This is a genomic window from Photobacterium sp. (assembly GCF_057456235.1).
The window spans coordinates 74261-92951 of sequence record NZ_JBVCPH010000011.1; the positions used below are offsets into that span (position 1 = coordinate 74261).

Genomic DNA, 18691 nt, shown 5'->3' on the forward strand with positions numbered 1-18691 from the left:
CGACGCAATAACCGCTTCCATTAAAATTAGAAACGGTATCAACGGAAATTTCTCTGGGCAGAGTCCAGATCATGCTTGCTCAGCAGTCGGTACATGGTCGCACGGGAAATGCCTAACTCACGGGCGGCCGCCGAGATCTGACCTTTATTATTTTCTAATACGGCCAGTAGCGCGCTTCGCTCCGACTCTTCGCGGATCCTCTTAAGACTCTGCTTATCATCGCCAAAGCGCGGGATATCGAGATGATCGGCTTCGATACACGGTTGCTCAGTCAGCAAAACTGCCCGTTTCATTTGACTGATCAATTCCCGTACATTGCCTGGCCAGGGATAACTGAGCAGCATTTTTTGCGCGTCTGCAGAAAATTGCCTCGCTGCACTGTTATATTGCCGGGCAAACTTCAGTAAGAAGAGCTCAGCCAGCAACAAAATATCAGATCCCCGCTCACGCAATGATGGTACGGTTAAACTCAGTACATTAAGGCGATAGAGCAAGTCCTGACGGAGTTTACCTTCGGCCACTAATGCTTCTACCGGGTAGTTCGTGGAGACAATCAGCCGGATATCCGCTTGGATCTGCTGACCGTCAGGGGCGGTAAACATTCCATCTTGCAGGAATAATAACAGCTCTTGTTGCCTGGCATCCGTTAGAGCTGAAATATCATGGAGGTACAATATGCCTTGATCGGCGGCAGCAAAACAGCACTGCCCTTTATCTTTGTCACTTGCCATAACAGCCGCTTCATTTTGCCATACGGCACTGATGGCTTCACAATTCAACTGAATGAAGGGATATTTAGCGCGGGTTGAGGCCTGATGAATAGCACGGGCAACTAACTCTTTTCCGGTTCCGATCTCGCCCTGAATAAAAACAGGCACATTCGTCATCGCCATCCGTTTAACGTGGTTGCGTAATTTTTTCATTACATCGGTTGTACCCTGCAATCCCTGCTGACCCAATTGACCTAACTGAGGCCAGACCTTACGTTCAAGCTGCAACATACCCAGCTGATGCCCGATCGTTTCCTGCAACCGGGAAGCCGGTACCGGCGAAGTAAAATAATCAAGACAGAAACTGACGATAAACTGGCTAATCGCCCCGAAGTCCAGCTGCTCTTCACGTACCATCGCAAGCCAGCGAACCTGCTTATTGCGGTTCACCAGTGCCGCTATCCCTTGCAGGCTAAAATCATCCTGGCTCAGATCAATTACGCCTATACAAGGACCAAGATCCAGTAACAAAGACTCTGCCGCTCTGAGATCATAACAGCGATGGCATGACCAACCGGCTTGCTCCAGTGAAGCTAACCATGGTTCCTCAATCCCGCCCAAAACAACCAGTGCTCCAGGTGCAGATCCCGTACTTAAATCTCTCCTCATCCTATATCGCCCTTCAATCGGTTAACCGTCAGCCCTAAATGATCGAGCGAACCGTCCGACAAATAACCCCCGATCACTGCTGCGAACCAAGGTATTAAGCGCGTTCAGTTACTCCGTGGTTGGTATAATATACAGTGCCACTAATAACTTGATGATATATGGCACAATAAAACAAATGCAACTCATTTAGTATAAATCGCGGTAAGCTTCATGCTATTTCATAAAAATCAGGGGCCTGACAGCAAAAATTGGTCTCTGGTAACAACACTTTGTGTTGACGATATGGAGCAGAAGTCAGCAAGTTGCTAGCAATAAAAAAGGCCACCCTAATGGTGGCCTTCAAAATAACCGCGATTAAGACAACAATTAATTGTTGCTTTGTGGACGCATCGCCGGGAACAGAATAACGTCGCGGATAGTATGGGTGTTAGTAAACAGCATGACCAGACGGTCAATACCAATGCCCTGGCCCGCAGTCGGTGGCAGACCGTGCTCCAGTGCCGTGATGTAATCGGCATCATAGAACATTGCTTCGTCATCACCGGCATCTTTCGCATCAACCTGCGCCTTAAAGCGCTGGTCCTGATCTTCTGCGTCGTTAAGCTCAGAGAAACCATTTGCCACTTCACGGCCACCAACAAAGAATTCAAAACGATCCGTGATGAATGGGTTGGTATCATTACGACGCGCCAGCGGCGAGATGTCGGCTGGGTATTCAGTAATGAAAGTAGGCTGAAGCAACTGAGGTTCGGCCGTTTCGCCAAAGATCTCTTCTAACAGCTGGCCACATGTCCAGAAGGGTTCGACTTCGACATGCAGCTCTTTTGCGATATTTGCCATTAAGTCACGATCTTTGACCTGCTCGTAAGTCAGCGCCTGAATCGTTGCATTGTCCGGATTATACTGCTTCACCGCGTCCAGCATGCTCATACGAGTATACGGGCCACCAAAGTCGATTATTTCATCGCCATACGGTAATTTTGGTGAGCCACACAGATCAATCGCAATGCTGCTGAGCATCTCTTCGGTCAGATCCATAAGATCGTTATAGTCAGCATACGCCATGTAGAATTCCATCATGGTGAATTCAGGGTTATGACGAGGTGACAGACCTTCGTTACGGAAATTACGGTTAATTTCGAACACGCGCTCAAAGCCGCCGACCACCAAGCGCTTAAGGTATAGCTCTGGAGCCACGCGCAGGTACATATCGATATCTAATGCATTATGGTGTGTGATAAATGGACGCGCTGATGCACCACCTGGAATCACGTGCATCATTGGCGTTTCCACTTCCATGAAACCTTTCGTGGTCATGAACAGGCGAATCGCACTCACGACTTTTGAACGCATCATCATGGCGTTACGTGAGTCTTCATTAACGATTAGATCGACGTAACGCTGACGGTAACGCATTTCCTGATCAGTCAGACCGTGGAATTTTTCCGGTAACGGGCGCAACGCTTTAGTCAGCAGCACGTACTCACTCATATTCACGTAAAGATCACCTTTACCTGACTTATGCAGTTGGCCTTTAACACCGATAATGTCACCGATATCTAAACCTGAATACTTTTCTTTCAGCTCTTGCTGAACATCTTTCGCTGCATATGCCTGAATACGGCCAGAAACATCCTGAATAGCCAGGAACGGGCCTCGTTTGGCCATTAGACGGCCCGCAATCGCGACAACGTTGCCGGCTTCTTCCAGCTCTTCTTTTGTCTTGTCACCGAATGCAGCCTGTAAGTCGGCAGCCAGGCTGTCGCGACGGAAATCATTCGGGTGGCCATTTGCTTGACACTGTTGGCGAATTTTTTCTAGCTTCGCACGACGTTCAGCAATCAGCTTATTTTCATCTTGTAATTGATCAGTCATGGGTTGACCCTTTAATTTTGTAACCAAATTCGGTTAAAGACCTGATTTCAGGCTGGCTTCAATAAAACGGTCTAAATCGCCGTCAAGTACAGCTTGGGTGTTTCTATTTTCCACCCCTGTACGTAAATCTTTAATGCGGGAATCATCCAGGACGTATGAACGGATCTGGCTGCCCCAGCCAATGTCAGACTTCGAGTCTTCACTGGCTTGCTTCTCAGCATTTTGCTTTTGCATCTCAAACTCGAACAGTTTTGCTTTCAACTGCTTCATCGCCTGATCTTTGTTTTTGTGCTGAGAACGGTCATTCTGACACTGCACGACAATATTGGTTGGTACGTGGGTAATACGTACCGCCGATTCGGTGGTGTTTACGTGCTGACCACCCGCACCCGAGGCTCGGTATACATCGATACGCAGATCTGACGGATTGATGTCAATGCTGATATTGTCGTCAATTTCAGGATACACAAACGCAGATGCAAATGAGGTATGACGACGACCACCGGAATCAAACGGTGACTTACGCACTAAACGGTGAACACCGGTTTCTGTCCGCAACCAGCCATAGGCGTATTCGCCGCTGATCCGGACTGTTGCCGATTTCAGACCCGCCACATCACCTGGAGACACTTCGATAATTTCAGTTTTGAAGCCTTTGGCATCCGCCCAGCGCAAAAACATGCGTAGCATCATCGACGTCCAGTCTTGCGCTTCCGTACCACCGGAACCTGCTTGCAGGTCGATATAACAGTCAGACGCATCATGCTCACCGGCAAACATCCGACGGAACTCCAGCTTCTCTAGCTTCGTTTCCAGCTCTGCCAGCTCTGAATCGACTTCATCGAAGGTTTCCTGGTCGTTTTCTTCCACCGCCAATTCAAGCAGACCTTCAACGTCTTCAACGCCTTGATCCAATTGATCGATAGTATCGACCACAGCTTCTAATGCCGCGCGTTCTTTGCCCAAAGCTTGAGCACGTTCTGGCTCATTCCACACTTCAGGTTGTTCTAACTCTGCATTTACCTCTTCCAGACGCTCTTTCTTAGCATCATAGTCAAAGGTACCCCCTAAGAATGTCAGTACGTGCTGATACATCCTCAAGTCGGTTTTTAATAGGATTAATCTCGAACATTGCCACTCTTCACCGCCGAAATGGACATAACGGAAGGATTCTATCGAATTGTAGATAGAATATACAGTGGCGCAGAAAGGTTATCGATGAATTTATTTTATTAAGCAGATCACAAAAAGAGATTCGTAGCCCGGTTGCAATTATTTATCCACATCCGGTGGTGGCAATAAAATCCGCAAAGGATCACTAATTATGCATTTTCACTCAATATAGCTGAAAGGCGGGACCGTCTTCTGTCTCGCCTTAGCGGTTAGACTTTCCTGGGCCTTACATCGCAGCCATGTGTTCTATCATCAACTGAACACTGCGGTTGCCACGGTATTCGTTGACATCGAGACGGTAGACCAGCCGGATCTGCTGTACTGACGCATCAGGCCAGCGCTTCAGATCAATGTTGAAAGCAATCGCATCAATCACACTGCCGCCACTGAGCGGCTCGACCATCATTTTAAGGTGCTTACCCCCGACCAGCTTCTGGTGCAATAACCTGAACATGCCATCAAATGACGGCTCCGGAAATTGCTGTCCCCACGGCCCACCAGCCCGCAGGATTTCTGCGGTATCCAAATTCAGCTCATGACTGGCCAACTCGCCATCGGTTAACAACACCCCTTTTAGCGCATCTTCATCCAACTCGTTACGTACCGCCAAATCAAAAGCTTCGCTAAAGGCGGCCAGCTTTTCTGCCGGGATCGTCAAGCCTGCCGCCATGGCATGGCCACCAAACTTTAAAATCATGCCCGGATTTTTGGTGTCAATCAGATCCAGTACATCACGCATGTGAAGACCGGGGATTGAACGGCAAGAACCTTTAATTTCGCCATCACCGGCGTCAGCAAATGCAACCACCGGACGGTGGTACAACTCTTTAATACGGGAAGCCAGAATACCAATCACGCCCTGATGCCAGTCACGCTGAAACAGCGCTAAACCATAGGGCATCTCTTGCTGGTTGAATTTGAGGCGCTCGCAGATTGCCAGGGCTTCTTCCTTCATACCCTGTTCAATTTCTTTGCGGGTCTGATTCAAGGCATCAAGCTCAGACGCCATTCGCCGTGCCGCCTGGATATGGTTACACATTAGCAACTCAACCCCGAACGACATGTCATCCAATCGCCCGGCGGCATTGATTCGCGGCCCCAATGCAAACCCTAAATCACTGGTGACTAAGCGTGAAGCATCACGGTTGGCGACTTCTATCAACGCCTGAATACCCGGACGACATTTTCCCGCCCGGATACGCTGCAAGCCCTGATGGACCAGAATACGGTTGTTGCCATCCAGGGCCACCACATCCGCCACCGTACCCAAAGCCACCAAATCTAGCAGTTCGGCTAAGTTCGGCTCAGCAATGCCCTGCTCAGCAAACCAGTTGATCTTACGTAACTCAGCCCGCAGCGCCAGCATCAAGTAAAAGGCGACCCCAACCCCGCACAGTGCTTTTGACGGAAATTCACATTCATACAAGTTAGGGTTAACGATAGCATCGGCGTCTGGCAATACGCTGCCAGGCAAGTGGTGATCGGTGACCAGCACCTGGATGCCTTTGGCTTTGGCCGCGGCAACACCAGAGATCGAAGACACTCCATTATCCACCGTCATGATTAATTCGGCCCCACGGGCATCGGCTTGCTCAACGACCTCAGGACTCAGGCCGTAGCCATCATCAAATCGGTTCGGTACTAAGTAATCAACGTTGTTACAGCCAAGCATTCGTAATGCCAACACCGACAGGGCGGAACTGGTTGCGCCATCGGCATCAAAATCACCGACCACAATGATACGTCGATTGTCAGCCAGGGCCTTCACCAGTAACTGTACCGCCGGCGCAATACCGTACAATTGCTCATAACTCAGCAATCCTTTCGCGCTGCGTTCTAACTCCGCTTCCGAGCGAATTCCCCGGCTGGCGTAAATGCGTTGTAACAGGGGGGGGACAGTATTGGAAAAACCGGATATCCCGGCTTGAGGTCGGCGCTTGATTTCAATCATATTAGCTAATTACTGGCATACTTTGGGGGGGCTGAATGGATAGCATTCTATCTCAATTCACGGCACAAGCCATGAAAAAAGCCCGCGACCTGATCCCGTCAGGTCGCGGGCATTAAATTTCTATATTGCGCGAATCTCGCTATCGAGCAAACTCAAAATCAGCTGCGGCTGTCTAGCATCTGGCGCAATCTGGCGGCTGGCTGATAACCTGGCAACATAGTGCCATCTTCCAATACCATCGCCGGTGTACCATTGACGCCCATTGCCACACCCAGCTGATAATGCTTACGAACAAGATCTTCGCGAAGCGTAATACCGCTTTCGTCAAAGTTCCCATTCTTCGCCTCGTCCATCGCTTTTGCGGGATCCTTCGCCCCCCAAACCGCACTCATCTGGCCAAAGTTGCCTGAACGCTCACCGCCACGAGGAAAAGCGAGGTAGCGAATGGTGATACCCGCATCATTATACGCTTGCATTTCATTGTGCAGTTTACGGCAATAACCGCAGCTGGTATCGGTAAAGACAGTCACCACATATTTCTCATTTTTGGCCGGGTAGATGATCATCTCATCTTCCATGCCCTGCAGTTTGTCTTTGTTGATTTTCGCCATCTTCTGCTCAGTCAGGTTCATTGGCTCTGCACCATCATTCTGATACAGATGACCGGCAAGGAAATAACTGCCATTGTCAGAAACATAGACAATACCGCGTTCAGTCACGACTTCATTCAGGCCTGAAACCGGAGACGGCGAAATAGAGCTTGGTGCTAAGCCAATCGCGCTCAATTTCATTTCAATTGCAGCATTGTCAGGCTTTGCCATTGCGGTAAAAGCGGTAAACGCAACAGCTGTAGCAAGTAACGTACGGCCAAAAAAGTGCATTCGACTATTTCCTTAAGCATTATTATGAGTTAGAGAGTAAGACCTGTAAGAGTTCGAAATACTTTCAAAGTTCACAGGAACTATGAATACCCAAGTAACCTTATATGTATTCGTCCTCTAACAGTAAAGCAATTTCACCTAAGCCATTGAAATTAAGCGCGGGGATGGTGAGTTTGATGAAGCTGTTTCAATCGCTCCGTCGCTACATGAGTATAGATCTGCGTCGTTGATAAATCACTGTGACCCAATAGCATCTGAACAACCCGTAGATCCGCCCCGTAATTTAACAAATGGGTCGCGAAGGCATGGCGCATCACATGAGGTGAAAGCTTATCACTATCAATGCCTGCCAGTACGGCATAGTGCTTAATACGATACCAGAATGTCTGCCGGGTCATTTGTCTTGCCCGCTTACTGGGAAATAAGACATCGGAGCTTTTTTCACCGAGCAACTGAGGCCGGCCGCTGGTCAGAAATTGTTCAATCCAGTCAACCGCATTTTCGCCCATCGGTACCAGCCGCTCTTTATCGCCTTTACCCGTCACCCGCACAACGCCCTGGCGTAAACTGATGCTCTCCATCGTCAGGCTCACTAATTCAGTCACCCGCAGCCCTGTGGCATAGAGCAGCTCGAGCATCGCTTTGTCGCGTAATTCTACCGGATCGTTAGGATCGGGGGCATCCAGCAAGGCATCCACCTGCTCTTCACTGAGATCTTTCGGTAAACGCTTGGGAAGCTTTGGGCTTACCATCATTGCACTCGGATCATCATCACGCAGCTTCTCGCGATATAAATACTGAAACAGGCGGCGAATGGCAGACACCATACGGGCACGGGATGTCTGCATATAATCAGCATCAAACAGCCATTGCTGGTAGCGCTGCAAATCATCGACAGAAACAGCAACCAAACTCAGACGCTGGTTTTCCATCCACTTGTACAGCTTCATTAAATCATTACGGTAGGATGTCAACGTGTTTTCCGACAAGCCACGTTCCATCCACATCGCATCAAGAAAGCGCTCAATGATAATTTCGTCGTTTTCCACAACAGCCTCTAAACCACTCAAAAAACATATGGATATAAATACAGTACTTTAGCCATGGTAGTCTATTTGAGATAAAAAGTAACTTGTCATGTTACGGTCAGAGACGCTAAATGGAGATAAAATATAGTGTCCGGATGCGAAGCTAGGTAAACTCTCTGCCATCGCAAAAACCAACTGGATTATCAGCATGAAAATTGGCCTCTTCTACGGCTCGACCACCTGTTATACCGAAATGGCGGCAGAGAAAATCCGCGACTGTATCGGGGACGAGCTGATTGAACTGCATAACATCAAAGAAGCGGATATTAGCGACATGAATCGCTTTGACATGCTGATCCTTGGCATTTCAACGTGGGACTTTGGTGAGTTGCAAGAAGACTGGGAAGCGGTATGGACTCAGCTTGACGGTCTGCACCTGGCGGGCAAAACCGTTGCGTTTTTCGGCCTCGGCGATCAAGAAGGCTATACCGAATGGTTCCAGGATGCGATGGGCATACTGCACGACAAATTGCTGCCAGCCGGTATTAACGTTGTCGGTTACTGGCCAAATAATGATAGCTACCAATTTGAAGCATCGAAAGCGTTAACAGAAGATAAGCAGTTCTTTGTTGGCCTGGCCCTTGATGAAGACAGCCAGTATGAAATGAGCGATGAACGCATTACTCAATGGTGTGAACAAATTTTGATTGAGTACAGCGACTCGCTATAACCCTCCAGACAACCAATCCAAACAAAAACGGGATGCCCATGGCATCCCGTTTTTTTGTTTGGCGAAGAATGAATTAAGCCGTCTGACGCTCTGCTTGAATGGCTTTGCCACCCACAAAGCGAGTGATTACCAGCGCAATCGTGGTTGGAAGCAACCATGCCATGCCGTAATCAAATAACGGAATAATTTTGAATGCTGTGACATCAAAGCCAGACACTTTAGCCGCATCAATCATACTGAAGGACAAGGCCACCAACATTACCACTCGGTATGACAACACCGGATTAGGTAACCAACGACGAATGAAAGTCAGAATAACCAAAGCCATTGCAATCGGATACAGGGCAAACAACGCAGGCAATGAAATCTTGATCAGCTGGTTCAGACCAACATTGGCCACGACGCAGCAAATCACAGCCAGTACCGTTACCCACTTCTCGTATGACCAGCTTGTCAGCGTCGAAAAGTACTCAGAACACGCACTTATCAGGCCAACAACTGTTGTCAAACAAGCCAGCAGAACGATTAATGACAAAATCATCTGTCCGGCCGGGCCAAACAGTGCAGCAACATAAATCGCTAGGATGTCCCCCCCATTCGAAGCATTCGCAGCGATTTCAACACTGGTAGCACCAAGATAGAACAGTGATACATAAACAAAAGCCAGCCCCGCAGCAGCAATCAAGCCCGCGCTGATAAGGTATTTACGTGTCGCGGCTTCGTCTGTCACACCTTTGCTGCGAACGGCATCAACAATAACCATGCCAAACAGCAATGCTGCGACGGCATCTAGTGTGTTATAGCCTTCAACGAAGCCTTTAATAAATGGCATTTCAACGTAATCGCCTTTTGCCGCTTCAATAGCATCTTGCGGGTTAATCACGACGGCCACTGCCAATGCAACAAGTGCAATAAACAAAATAGGTGTCAGGAACTTACCCACCAGATCAACCAGGTTGCCACGAGAGCGAGAAAGGAACAGCGAAATAGCGAAAAAGACAATAGAGAAAATAGTTAGGCTAAGCTGTCCGGCATCTGCAATAAACGGTTTCACACCCATCTCGTAAGCTACAAGACCAGCACGAGGTGCGGCAAATGCCGGACCAATCACGATGAAAATCAATACCGCCAGCAGCGTTGCCGCCTTTGAAGGTAAATCTTGAGTCAGCCCTTTCCAACCACCAGCCACTGCCACAGCAATGATGGCAATAAGCGGTAAGCTCACACCTGTTGAAAGGAAGCCAAGCATCGCAGGTAATAAATGATCCCCTGCTTGTTGACCCGCCTGAGGAGGGAATATGATGTTACCCGCTCCTAAAAAGAATGCGAAGGTCATAAAACCTAACGCCAAAACATCTGTTACTTTGAGTGTTTTATTCAAACTGCACCTTCCCACTCGTTATCTGATTATATGATGTGTATGCATTTTTATAGTCTTACGCCACACGATATTTGTTTCTTAATGTGACATTTATCGCAGCATAATGAAGAAAAAGAGAACAATTAGCAACCTTACAGCAAAAAACACCACATTCTTTGGCGTAGCACCTTAAAAACCAGTAGATCGAACCAATATGAAGCTCGCAATCAGAACTAAAACCCAGCATTATTGGCTAATGTAAAAGATAAGAAATAGCATTTATCCCTATTTAACAACAATTCAACAAATTTAAATGTTCATTTCTTTTTTGGCTGCCAGTATTAGCTGTCGCTATAATGCTCCTTTATACCCAAGCCACCTCAAAATGCCGTGCTCAGAGAGAACACCGCACACCAAGATGGTTTGGGGATATCAGGAGGTCTAATGGCAAAAGGTTTTACTTTTAAACAGTTTCACGTCGATGACGACGGCTGCGGCATGCCGGTGAGTACTGACGGCGTACTACTGGGGGCATGGGCCGAACTGCCTCGGCAGGGGCAGATCGTAGATATTGGCACGGGCAGCGGCTTGCTTGCATTAATGGCAGCCCAGCGTACCGCGGCACTGCCCTGCACCATTTCTGCTATCGAGCTAGATATCGCTGCCGCAAAAGCGGCCAGGCACAACTTCGCCGCTTCCCCCTGGCCTGCCCGCTTACACTGCATACAGCAGGATATTGTACATTGGATGGCCACTCAGCCAGCGCACAGTGTCGATGCGATTATCTGTAATCCCCCTTACTTTAATTCGGGGCTGCAGGCAGACTGCGAGGCCCGTGCTACAGCACGACATACCGATAACCTGAGCCATGACGTCCTGCTCACTACCATCCAGCACCTGCTAACCACCGAGGGAGCAGCAAGTCTCATTTTGCCGGAGTATGAAGGGCGTCAGCTGCTACAGTCAGTAGCAGCATATGGCTTACACTGCCAGCGTTTGTGTGCCGTCAAAAGTACCGAGAAGAAACCGGCCAGCCGACTGCTGATCGCACTATCACCAGTAAGATGCGCTCGGACAATCGCAGACGAAACCTATCAGGAAGAACAACTTTGCATTCATGACCGCGGCCAGTACTCCTCTGATTTCATTGCCCTTACCCGTGACTTTTATCTGAAGCTATAGGCCACGGACAGAGCAAGTTATAAATAAAGAGATCATCAAAAATGGCAATGAGATGAATTGTTCCTAAAGTTTTTATGCTTTAATCGGTGATACTTGCGGCAATTATCTCTATAATGCCGCCCCTTATATGAATACCACTAATGATCGATCCACTATCCTGCACCGGAAAAGAGGTGGCGATTGTTATTGGAATTGGTCTTGTCCGAGGAGAGATGACTGGTGAAAGACTTTTCCGAATTAGAGTTAGATAGCGCACTATTACACGCGATTGAAGAAATCGGTTATACCCGCCCGACAGAAGTTCAGGCGCAGGCTATCCCTCACGCCCTGGACGGTAGAGATGTATTGGCTTCCGCTCCAACAGGTACCGGAAAAACCGCCGCATTTCTTCTGCCGATGATCCAGCACTTACTTGATTTCCCACGTAAGAAGCCAGGTCCTGCACGTGTATTAATTCTGACCCCAACACGTGAACTTGCGATTCAGGTGGCAGATCACGCTCGTGCCCTGGCGAAACACACCAAGCTGAATATTTTCACCATCACCGGTGGCATTTCGTACGACGATCACGCAGAACTTCTGGGTAAAACCCAGGATCTTGTTGTAGCAACCCCCGGTCGTCTCATGGAATACATCGAGAGTGAGCGCTTTGATTGCCGTGCCATCGAATGCTTAATCTTAGATGAAGCTGACCGCATGCTGGACATGGGCTTCACGAAGATTGTTGAGCGTATCAACCATGAGTGTCGCTGGCGTCGCCAGAGCCTTCTGTTTTCTGCCACGCTGGAAGGTAAGGGTGTTCGTGAGTTCTCTGAAACGATTCTGACTGAGCCTGTAGAAATTGACTCTGAGCCTTCACGTCGCGAGCGCAAGAAGATTCATCAGTTATACCTGCGTTGTGATGACATGGGCCACAAACTGGCATTGCTTGAGAACATTCTGAAGCACCAGGCCGAACGCAGTATTGTGTTCATCAAAACGCGTGAGCGTCTTGGCGAGTTGCGCGATCAGCTTGCCGCAATGAACATCAAATGCAGCTGGATCCAAGGGGAGATGGCGCAGCTGTCACGTAACAACGCGATTGCTCGTTTCCGTGATGGTGAAGTGAACGTCTTACTGGCAACAGATGTTGCAGCCCGTGGTATCGATTTGCCTGATATTAGCCATGTTATTAACTTCGACATGCCTCGTACTTCTGATGTGTATTTGCACCGTATTGGTCGTACGGCACGTGCCGGTAAAAAAGGCACCGCGATCTCTTTGATTGAGGCACATGATCAAGCCATGATCGAACGTGTGGGCCGTTACATGAAAGAAGAAGTGCCTGAGCGTTTTATCAATGGCTTGCGACCTGTAAGCAAGAAAACGAAAACAGTGAAAAAGAAAAAAGTTAAAGTCGATAAAAAGCTTAAAGCCGCGAAGCAAAAGAAAGCGGCGAAAAAGCAAAAAAAAGCCTCACAGCCAAAGACTGATAGCAAAAAAGAAGCGTAATCCTTCGGTTACCGCTTCTAAAAGCACGAGATCCAAAAAGGCAGGGTGAATACCCTGCCTTTCTTTTACCAATCAGTCCTTTATTGCCTGCTCACGCTTTATTTCATTGGCTCTTCGCGCTTAAACACCAATTCTTTATCAGTCGACTCCGCAGCAACAAAGTAATAGCCAGCCACATCAAACTGCTTAAGCTCATCGACTGATTTGATACGGTTATCAATGATATAACGAGCCATCATGCCACGAGCTTTCTTGGCATAGAAACTAATAACCTTATAGTTACCATTCTTGCAGTCTTTGAATACCGGAGTGATTAGCTGTGCATCCAATTTTTTGATTTTTACCGCTTTAAAGTATTCGTTCGATGCCAGGTTGATCAGAATATTATCGCCTTGCTCTGCCAATGCAGCATTGAGTTTATCGGTAATAATATCGCCCCAGAATTGGTACAAATTAGTACCACGGGCATTGGCCAGCTTGGTCCCCATTTCTAAACGGTATGGCTGCATTAAATCCAGAGGCCGCAATAACCCATAAAGGCCCGAGAGCATCCGCAGGTGCTGCTGGGCATAAGCATAATCATCTTCATTCATGGTCTGCGCATCAAGACCGGTATAGACATCACCTTTGAACGCCAAAATAGCCTGGCGGGCATTATCCATCGTAAACTCCGGCTGCCACTCAGCAAAACGAGCGGCGTTCAGGCCGGCAATTTTATCACTCACTTTCATCAAGCTTGCAATGTCCACGGGTGTCAGCTTACGACACACATCAATGAGCTCTGCTGAGTGATCCGTCAGTTCAGGCAGGGTATAAGTTTGGGTCGCCAGAGACGATTCATAGTCAAGTGTCTTGGCAGGAGAGACCACAATTAACATAAGGCTTTGTTCCTTAACGGATGATAATCCCGATTGGTGTAATATGAGATTATCATCATCGATAAAAAAAGCCACGCATTGACGCGTGACTTTAGGTATTGTTCCAATAAGCTTAACCTATCACCGATTGTCCTGATCCCAGATCCCTTCTTCCAGCTGGGCATGCAGCTCAGGGTAATCTTTACTGTTAAATGTCGGCACCTTTCCTTGCGCTAGCTGTTTATTGTAATCCTTCGCCAGCTTAACCGCCGTTCCGGACAACAGTACTATCGCTATCAGGTTAATGATTGCCATCACTCCCATCGACACGTCCGCCATCGCCCACACGGTTGGCAGATCGGCTACCGCACCGAACATCACCATAGCCAGTACAACCAGGCGGAAAATAGTCAGACCCGCTTTATGATTATGCTCTAAGAAGATCAGGTTGGTTTCGGCATACGAATAATTAGCCACCAGAGAGGTAAACGCAAAAAAGAAAATAGCCACCGCGATAAAGATTGCCCCCCAACCGCCTACTTGGGCACTTAACGCACGTTGAGTGAGTTCTATACCGGTAATTTCACCATGCGGAACATACTCGCCAGACATCAGGATAATCGCGACGGTCGCCGAACAGATCACAATCGTGTCCATAAAAACACCCAGCATCTGAACATAGCCTTGCGAAGCCGGATGCGGCGGATACGGCGTTGCAGATGCCGCAGCATTCGGTGCAGACCCCATACCCGCTTCATTTGAGAACAATCCACGCTTCAGGCCGTTGATCATCCCCTGAGCAATGCTATAACCCAGTGCGCCTGACGCCGCCTCTTCCAGGCCAAACGCACTGCGGAAAATCAGCGACAGTACCTCCGGCAACTTCTCGATATTGCTGAACATAATAAACAGCGCCAATACCAGGTAACATAACGCCATCGCCGGAACTAAAATTTCAGCCGTCCGCGCAATGGTGCGCAGACCACCAAAAATAATCGCGCCCGTCATCACGACCAGAACCACGCCCATATACGTCGGGTTCCAGCCAAAGGCGACATTCATCGCCAGAGTAATGGAATTGGCTTGTACCGAGTTAAATACCAGACCAAATGCAATAATGAGACAAATCGAAAAAACGATCCCCATCCAGCGCATACCGAGGCCTTTTTCCATGTAATAAGCAGGCCCTCCGCGGTAGTTACCGTCATCGTCACGGGTTTTATACAGCTGGGCAAGGGCACTCTCGGCAAATGCCGTGGCCATGCCCAGCATTGCGATCAGCCACATCCAGAATATAGCTCCTGGACCACCTAAAGTAAGCGCCACGGCCACACCAGCCATGTTTCCCGTTCCGACCCGAGCCGCCAGACTGGTACAAAGTGCCTGAAAAGAGGAGATACCCGCCTTATCTGATCTGCGGCTGTTTTTCATCACTTTGAACATATGACCAAAATGCCTGAACTGGATAAACCCCAGGCGATAGGTAAAGAAAATGCCCACACCAACCAAGAGGTAAATGAGTACTGAGCCCCACAACAGATCGTTAAAAAAATTAATCTGGCTTGCCACAGCAACCCCCCCTCTTAAAAATCGTCAACAAGCTGCATCTCCTCGGTCATTTCACGAGCCAGATACAATAAAATGAGTAGTCGCTGTTCTTATGATGCAGTGAAGAAATGTGTGTTCTGTAGCACGAAACAAATGGCACAAGAAAATATGAATTTAAGTTGATAATAGCAATATTTGAAGTGAACATAATAACTTAACTGTATGCCTTTCTTGTAATTTATTCCTCATTCCGTTTTAGAGCCTAACCCAACAGTTGATAAGAAGCACTCTAAACACTTCTTTATACAAAATACTGATTGTGCTTACTTTTTGAGCGGAAAGGTTGTTTGTGTGATTATTGGCACATAAATAATTCATTAAAAAGTAACATTTGTGAAACACCTCAATATTATTTTAAACCCCGATATGATATTTAGTTAATCCCAATATGTAAGAAAGAGGTGCTTTATGGATAGCTATGCATTCGATGACATTCTTGCAACAGAACGCCCGATACGTCGCTCTCGGAACAAGCCAGAAAAACGTAAATGGCGTGAAATTGAAGCTTTAAAGGACAAGCAAAGACTGCGCAAAGAATTAGAAGATATTGATCTGTTCAGAGAGTATTCAGACGAAATGGCTGAATGTTAATTTCAGGCCAATCGAATCACTTAACGTATTGTTATTTGATCCGATTGGTACTCAAAGCGCCAGATAATTAATCTGTTGGCCATTGGCGCTTTTTCTTTCTATCGCGATTCAGATCAAGAGGCGCTTCGACAGTTTCAGATAGCGGTCCGCAACCTGATCCCCAAACAGTGGATCGGAATACTCCCCTTGATATTCAGCCGATACCGCGACCCAGTCCTTAGCAGTAAAATGGCGACGAATAAGAGGAAAGACCTGCTTTTCTTCGAACTCAAGGTGGGCTTTCTGGCGGGTGACAAAAGTATTCAGCTTTTCCGCAAACACATCTAATGGGATCACCGCATCCATCAGAATCATATCGACCGTCTCGGAAAACTCACTGGTCAGTTGCGCCAGCTCCTGATGCTCCAGCTCCAGACTTTTCATATCGTCATTCTTGTCATAATGCGACTGATAATAGTGATACAAGATATCTTCTTTAGGATGGTGGCAGCATTGAGCATAATTGTGCAGGTAGTCAACAATATCCTTGATCAAACTGTAGTCAACCGACTGACCATTTTTAATGCTTGCTAACTTCTGCTGCAGCACTTTCAGCAAGCGATTAATATAACCGTGTTCTGTATGAATAATTTCCAAAATCATAGTTCACTCCCAGGCAACATTTCCCTAATCGTTACCTTTTAAGTGTATGCCATAGCCGGAGAAAGCATATTGATCGTAGTTGCAAATTGTTCAATTAGCGAACAAACGTCAATGACACCAGTACTCAGGGTTGCCAGTTAATCTCCGGTTTATTCATCTGCTTTAGCAACAGGTTCGTCTGAGAAAAATGCTGGCAGCCGAAGAACCCCCGATAAGCAGACAATGGCGATGGGTGCGCTGACTTCAGTACATGATGCTTTTCATCATCTATTCTTCTGCCTTTTTTCTGTGCATGGGCGCCCCATAACAAAAACACCACGCCTTCCAGGTGGCGATCCAGCGTATCAATAATGCGGTCAGTAAAGGTTTCCCAGCCAATTTTGGCGTGTGAATGTGCTTGTCCGCGTTCCACCGTCAACACTGTATTAAGCAGTAATACGCCTTGGCCGGCCCAGCCTTGCAAACAGCCATGATTCGGGATTTCAAAGCCCGGAATATCAGTCGCCAGCTCCTTATACATATTAGCCAGTGAGGGGGGAATTTTAACCCCGGGCAATACCGAAAAACTCAAGCCGTGAGCCTGATCGGGACCGTGATAAGGGTCTTGCCCTAAAATAACGACTTTAACCTGATTAAAGGGGGTGGAGTCAAAAGCATTGAAGACATCTTGTTCTGCAGGGTAAATGACTTTTCCCTCGGCGCGCTCGGTCGCTACAAACTGTTCTATGTACTGGAAATAAGATTGCTGTTTTTCCTGCTCAATGATCTCATGCCAAGTGAGTGAATGGTCCATTACATGCTCCTGATACTTTTAAGCCCTATATTCTACCTGCATCAAGCCTGAAGATCAGGAGCAAACCACCATTAGATCTCAGCATTCACGAATGAGCGTAACGTCATAATTTCTTGCTGCCAGAGATCCGGGTTAATGGTTTCCAGCACCAAGGGAATATTGTCAAATCGGCTATCGCGCATCAGGTAGCGGAAGCAATCCCAGCCAATCTCACCTTCACCTAAGCTGTGGTGGCGATCGAGATGGCTGCCCAGGCCACCTTTCGAATCATTTAAATGCATGCCGCGTAAATAATTCATTCCGACGACCTGATCGAACTCTGCAAAAGTTGCCTCTGTCGCCGCTTCGGTACGCAAATCATAACCGGCGGCAAAAGTATGGCAGGTGTCGATACAGATGCCGACCCGGCTCTTATCATCAACTTGCGCAATAATTTCAGCCAGATGCTCAAAACGCCAGCCTAAATTGGACCCCTGACCAGCAGTATTCTCAATAACCGCGACGACACCAGGCACCTGTTGATGGGCAAGATTAATCGACTCCGCTATTAACGACAGGCAATCGTGCTGTGAAATTTTCTTCAAATGGCTGCCCGGATGGAAATTCAACAGGGTTAAACCAAGCTGATTACAGCGCTGCATTTCATCGATAAAGGCTGCGCGAGACTTCTCCAGCTTATCCGTTTCAGGTGCCCCCAGATTGATCAGGTAAGAATCGTGAGGCAAAATGGCATCGGCACTGAAGCCATATTGCTGGCAACGCGCTTTGAATGCCTTAATCACATCTTGCTCAAGAGGTTTAGCAGCCCACTGTCTTTGGTTCTTGGTAAACAATGCAAATGCATTCGCTCCGATCTTGGCCGCATTTTCCGGCGCATTAAACACCCCACCAGCTGCAGACACATGAGCACCGATTAACTTCATTTTTCACCTCTTAATTGTGTTATGTTTCCACGATAGTTACGACAAGATGATCAGACACAGACCATATTCCTTCGCTAAAAAAATGAAAATCGCCCTCTTTTTGTTGTAATTTTACTACAATCCAACTATTAAAATATTTTTTAAAGAATAAAATATTCTCATTAATACTTAAAAAATAAGGTTATGTTGATTTAGCTCAAAAAAACAGCCCTATCAAAATTAAGGTT

General features: G+C 47.5%; 16 protein-coding genes. 4 read left to right on the top strand and 12 right to left on the bottom strand.

Annotated features, from left to right (window positions below):
* Positions 1–38: 38 nt before the first annotated feature.
* The 6 genes from AC2204_RS13490 to xerD form a co-directional block, all read right to left on the bottom strand.
* Positions 39–1379, bottom strand: coding sequence for a sigma-54-dependent transcriptional regulator (locus AC2204_RS13490; protein WP_318926176.1), 1341 nt, complete (start codon positions 1377–1379; stop codon positions 39–41).
* A 366-nt stretch (positions 1380–1745) separates the two neighbouring features.
* Positions 1746–3254 carry a lysine--tRNA ligase gene (lysS, locus tag AC2204_RS13495; protein WP_318926177.1) on the bottom strand — a complete coding sequence of 503 codons (1509 nt, stop codon included), beginning with the start codon at positions 3252–3254 and terminating at the stop codon, positions 1746–1748.
* Between the two features lie 33 nt (positions 3255–3287).
* A protein-coding gene (prfB, locus tag AC2204_RS13500) for a peptide chain release factor 2 (protein WP_318926178.1) occupies positions 3288–4386 on the bottom strand; the annotation gives its coding sequence in 2 pieces (ribosomal slippage) (positions 3288–4310 and positions 4312–4386; 1098 coding nt in all).
* 267 nt (positions 4387–4653) lie between these two features.
* Positions 4654–6378 (bottom strand): single-stranded-DNA-specific exonuclease RecJ, encoded by a 1725-nt coding sequence (recJ, locus tag AC2204_RS13505; protein ID WP_318926180.1) that lies wholly within the window; start codon positions 6376–6378, stop codon positions 4654–4656.
* Between the two features lie 158 nt (positions 6379–6536).
* On the bottom strand, positions 6537–7259 hold the full coding sequence (gene dsbC, locus AC2204_RS13510; protein WP_318926181.1) for a bifunctional protein-disulfide isomerase/oxidoreductase DsbC: 723 nt from the start codon (positions 7257–7259) through the stop codon (positions 6537–6539).
* Between the two features lie 152 nt (positions 7260–7411).
* Complete coding sequence (xerD, locus tag AC2204_RS13515; protein ID WP_318926183.1) at positions 7412–8308, bottom strand: site-specific tyrosine recombinase XerD; 897 nt, start codon at positions 8306–8308, stop codon at positions 7412–7414.
* Positions 8309–8495: 187 nt separating this feature from the next.
* Between xerD and fldB the strand changes: the two genes are divergently transcribed.
* On the top strand, positions 8496–9017 hold the full coding sequence (gene fldB, locus AC2204_RS13520) for a flavodoxin FldB (protein WP_318926185.1): 522 nt from the start codon (positions 8496–8498) through the stop codon (positions 9015–9017).
* Positions 9018–9090: 73 nt separating this feature from the next.
* Here fldB and brnQ read toward each other — a convergent pair whose 3' ends face one another.
* Entirely contained in the window at positions 9091–10398 is a 1308-nt protein-coding gene (gene brnQ / locus AC2204_RS13525; protein ID WP_318926186.1) for a branched-chain amino acid transport system II carrier protein, read from the bottom strand.
* Positions 10399–10821: 423 nt separating this feature from the next.
* Between brnQ and AC2204_RS13530 the strand changes: the two genes are divergently transcribed.
* Together AC2204_RS13530 and srmB are read left to right on the top strand one after the other, a co-directional pair.
* Positions 10822–11559, top strand: coding sequence for a tRNA1(Val) (adenine(37)-N6)-methyltransferase (locus tag AC2204_RS13530; RefSeq protein ID WP_318926187.1), 738 nt, complete (start codon positions 10822–10824; stop codon positions 11557–11559).
* A 219-nt stretch (positions 11560–11778) separates the two neighbouring features.
* On the top strand, positions 11779–13050 hold the full coding sequence (srmB, locus tag AC2204_RS13535; protein ID WP_318926188.1) for an ATP-dependent RNA helicase SrmB: 1272 nt from the start codon (positions 11779–11781) through the stop codon (positions 13048–13050).
* Between the two features lie 98 nt (positions 13051–13148).
* On the opposite strand, the gene yaaA is transcribed toward srmB, so the two are convergent.
* Complete coding sequence (yaaA, locus tag AC2204_RS13540) at positions 13149–13928, bottom strand: peroxide stress protein YaaA (protein WP_318926190.1); 780 nt, start codon at positions 13926–13928, stop codon at positions 13149–13151.
* Positions 13929–14048: 120 nt separating this feature from the next.
* On the bottom strand, positions 14049–15476 hold the full coding sequence (locus tag AC2204_RS13545; RefSeq protein WP_318926192.1) for an alanine/glycine:cation symporter family protein: 1428 nt from the start codon (positions 15474–15476) through the stop codon (positions 14049–14051).
* Between the two features lie 447 nt (positions 15477–15923).
* Here AC2204_RS13545 and AC2204_RS13550 point away from each other — a divergent pair, with 447 nt between their 5' ends.
* Positions 15924–16106, top strand: a complete 183-nt coding sequence (locus AC2204_RS13550; protein ID WP_318926193.1) for a DUF3545 family protein — start codon at positions 15924–15926, stop codon at positions 16104–16106.
* 108 nt (positions 16107–16214) lie between these two features.
* Here the strand turns inward: AC2204_RS13550 and AC2204_RS13555 are convergent, their stop codons facing one another.
* From AC2204_RS13555 to nfo, 3 genes are all read right to left on the bottom strand, one after another.
* Complete coding sequence (locus AC2204_RS13555; RefSeq protein WP_318926195.1) at positions 16215–16748, bottom strand: hemerythrin domain-containing protein; 534 nt, start codon at positions 16746–16748, stop codon at positions 16215–16217.
* Between the two features lie 124 nt (positions 16749–16872).
* Complete coding sequence (gene ung, locus AC2204_RS13560) at positions 16873–17541, bottom strand: uracil-DNA glycosylase (RefSeq protein WP_318926197.1); 669 nt, start codon at positions 17539–17541, stop codon at positions 16873–16875.
* Between the two features lie 71 nt (positions 17542–17612).
* On the bottom strand, positions 17613–18464 hold the full coding sequence (nfo, locus tag AC2204_RS13565) for a deoxyribonuclease IV (protein ID WP_318926199.1): 852 nt from the start codon (positions 18462–18464) through the stop codon (positions 17613–17615).
* Positions 18465–18691 lie beyond the last annotated feature (227 nt).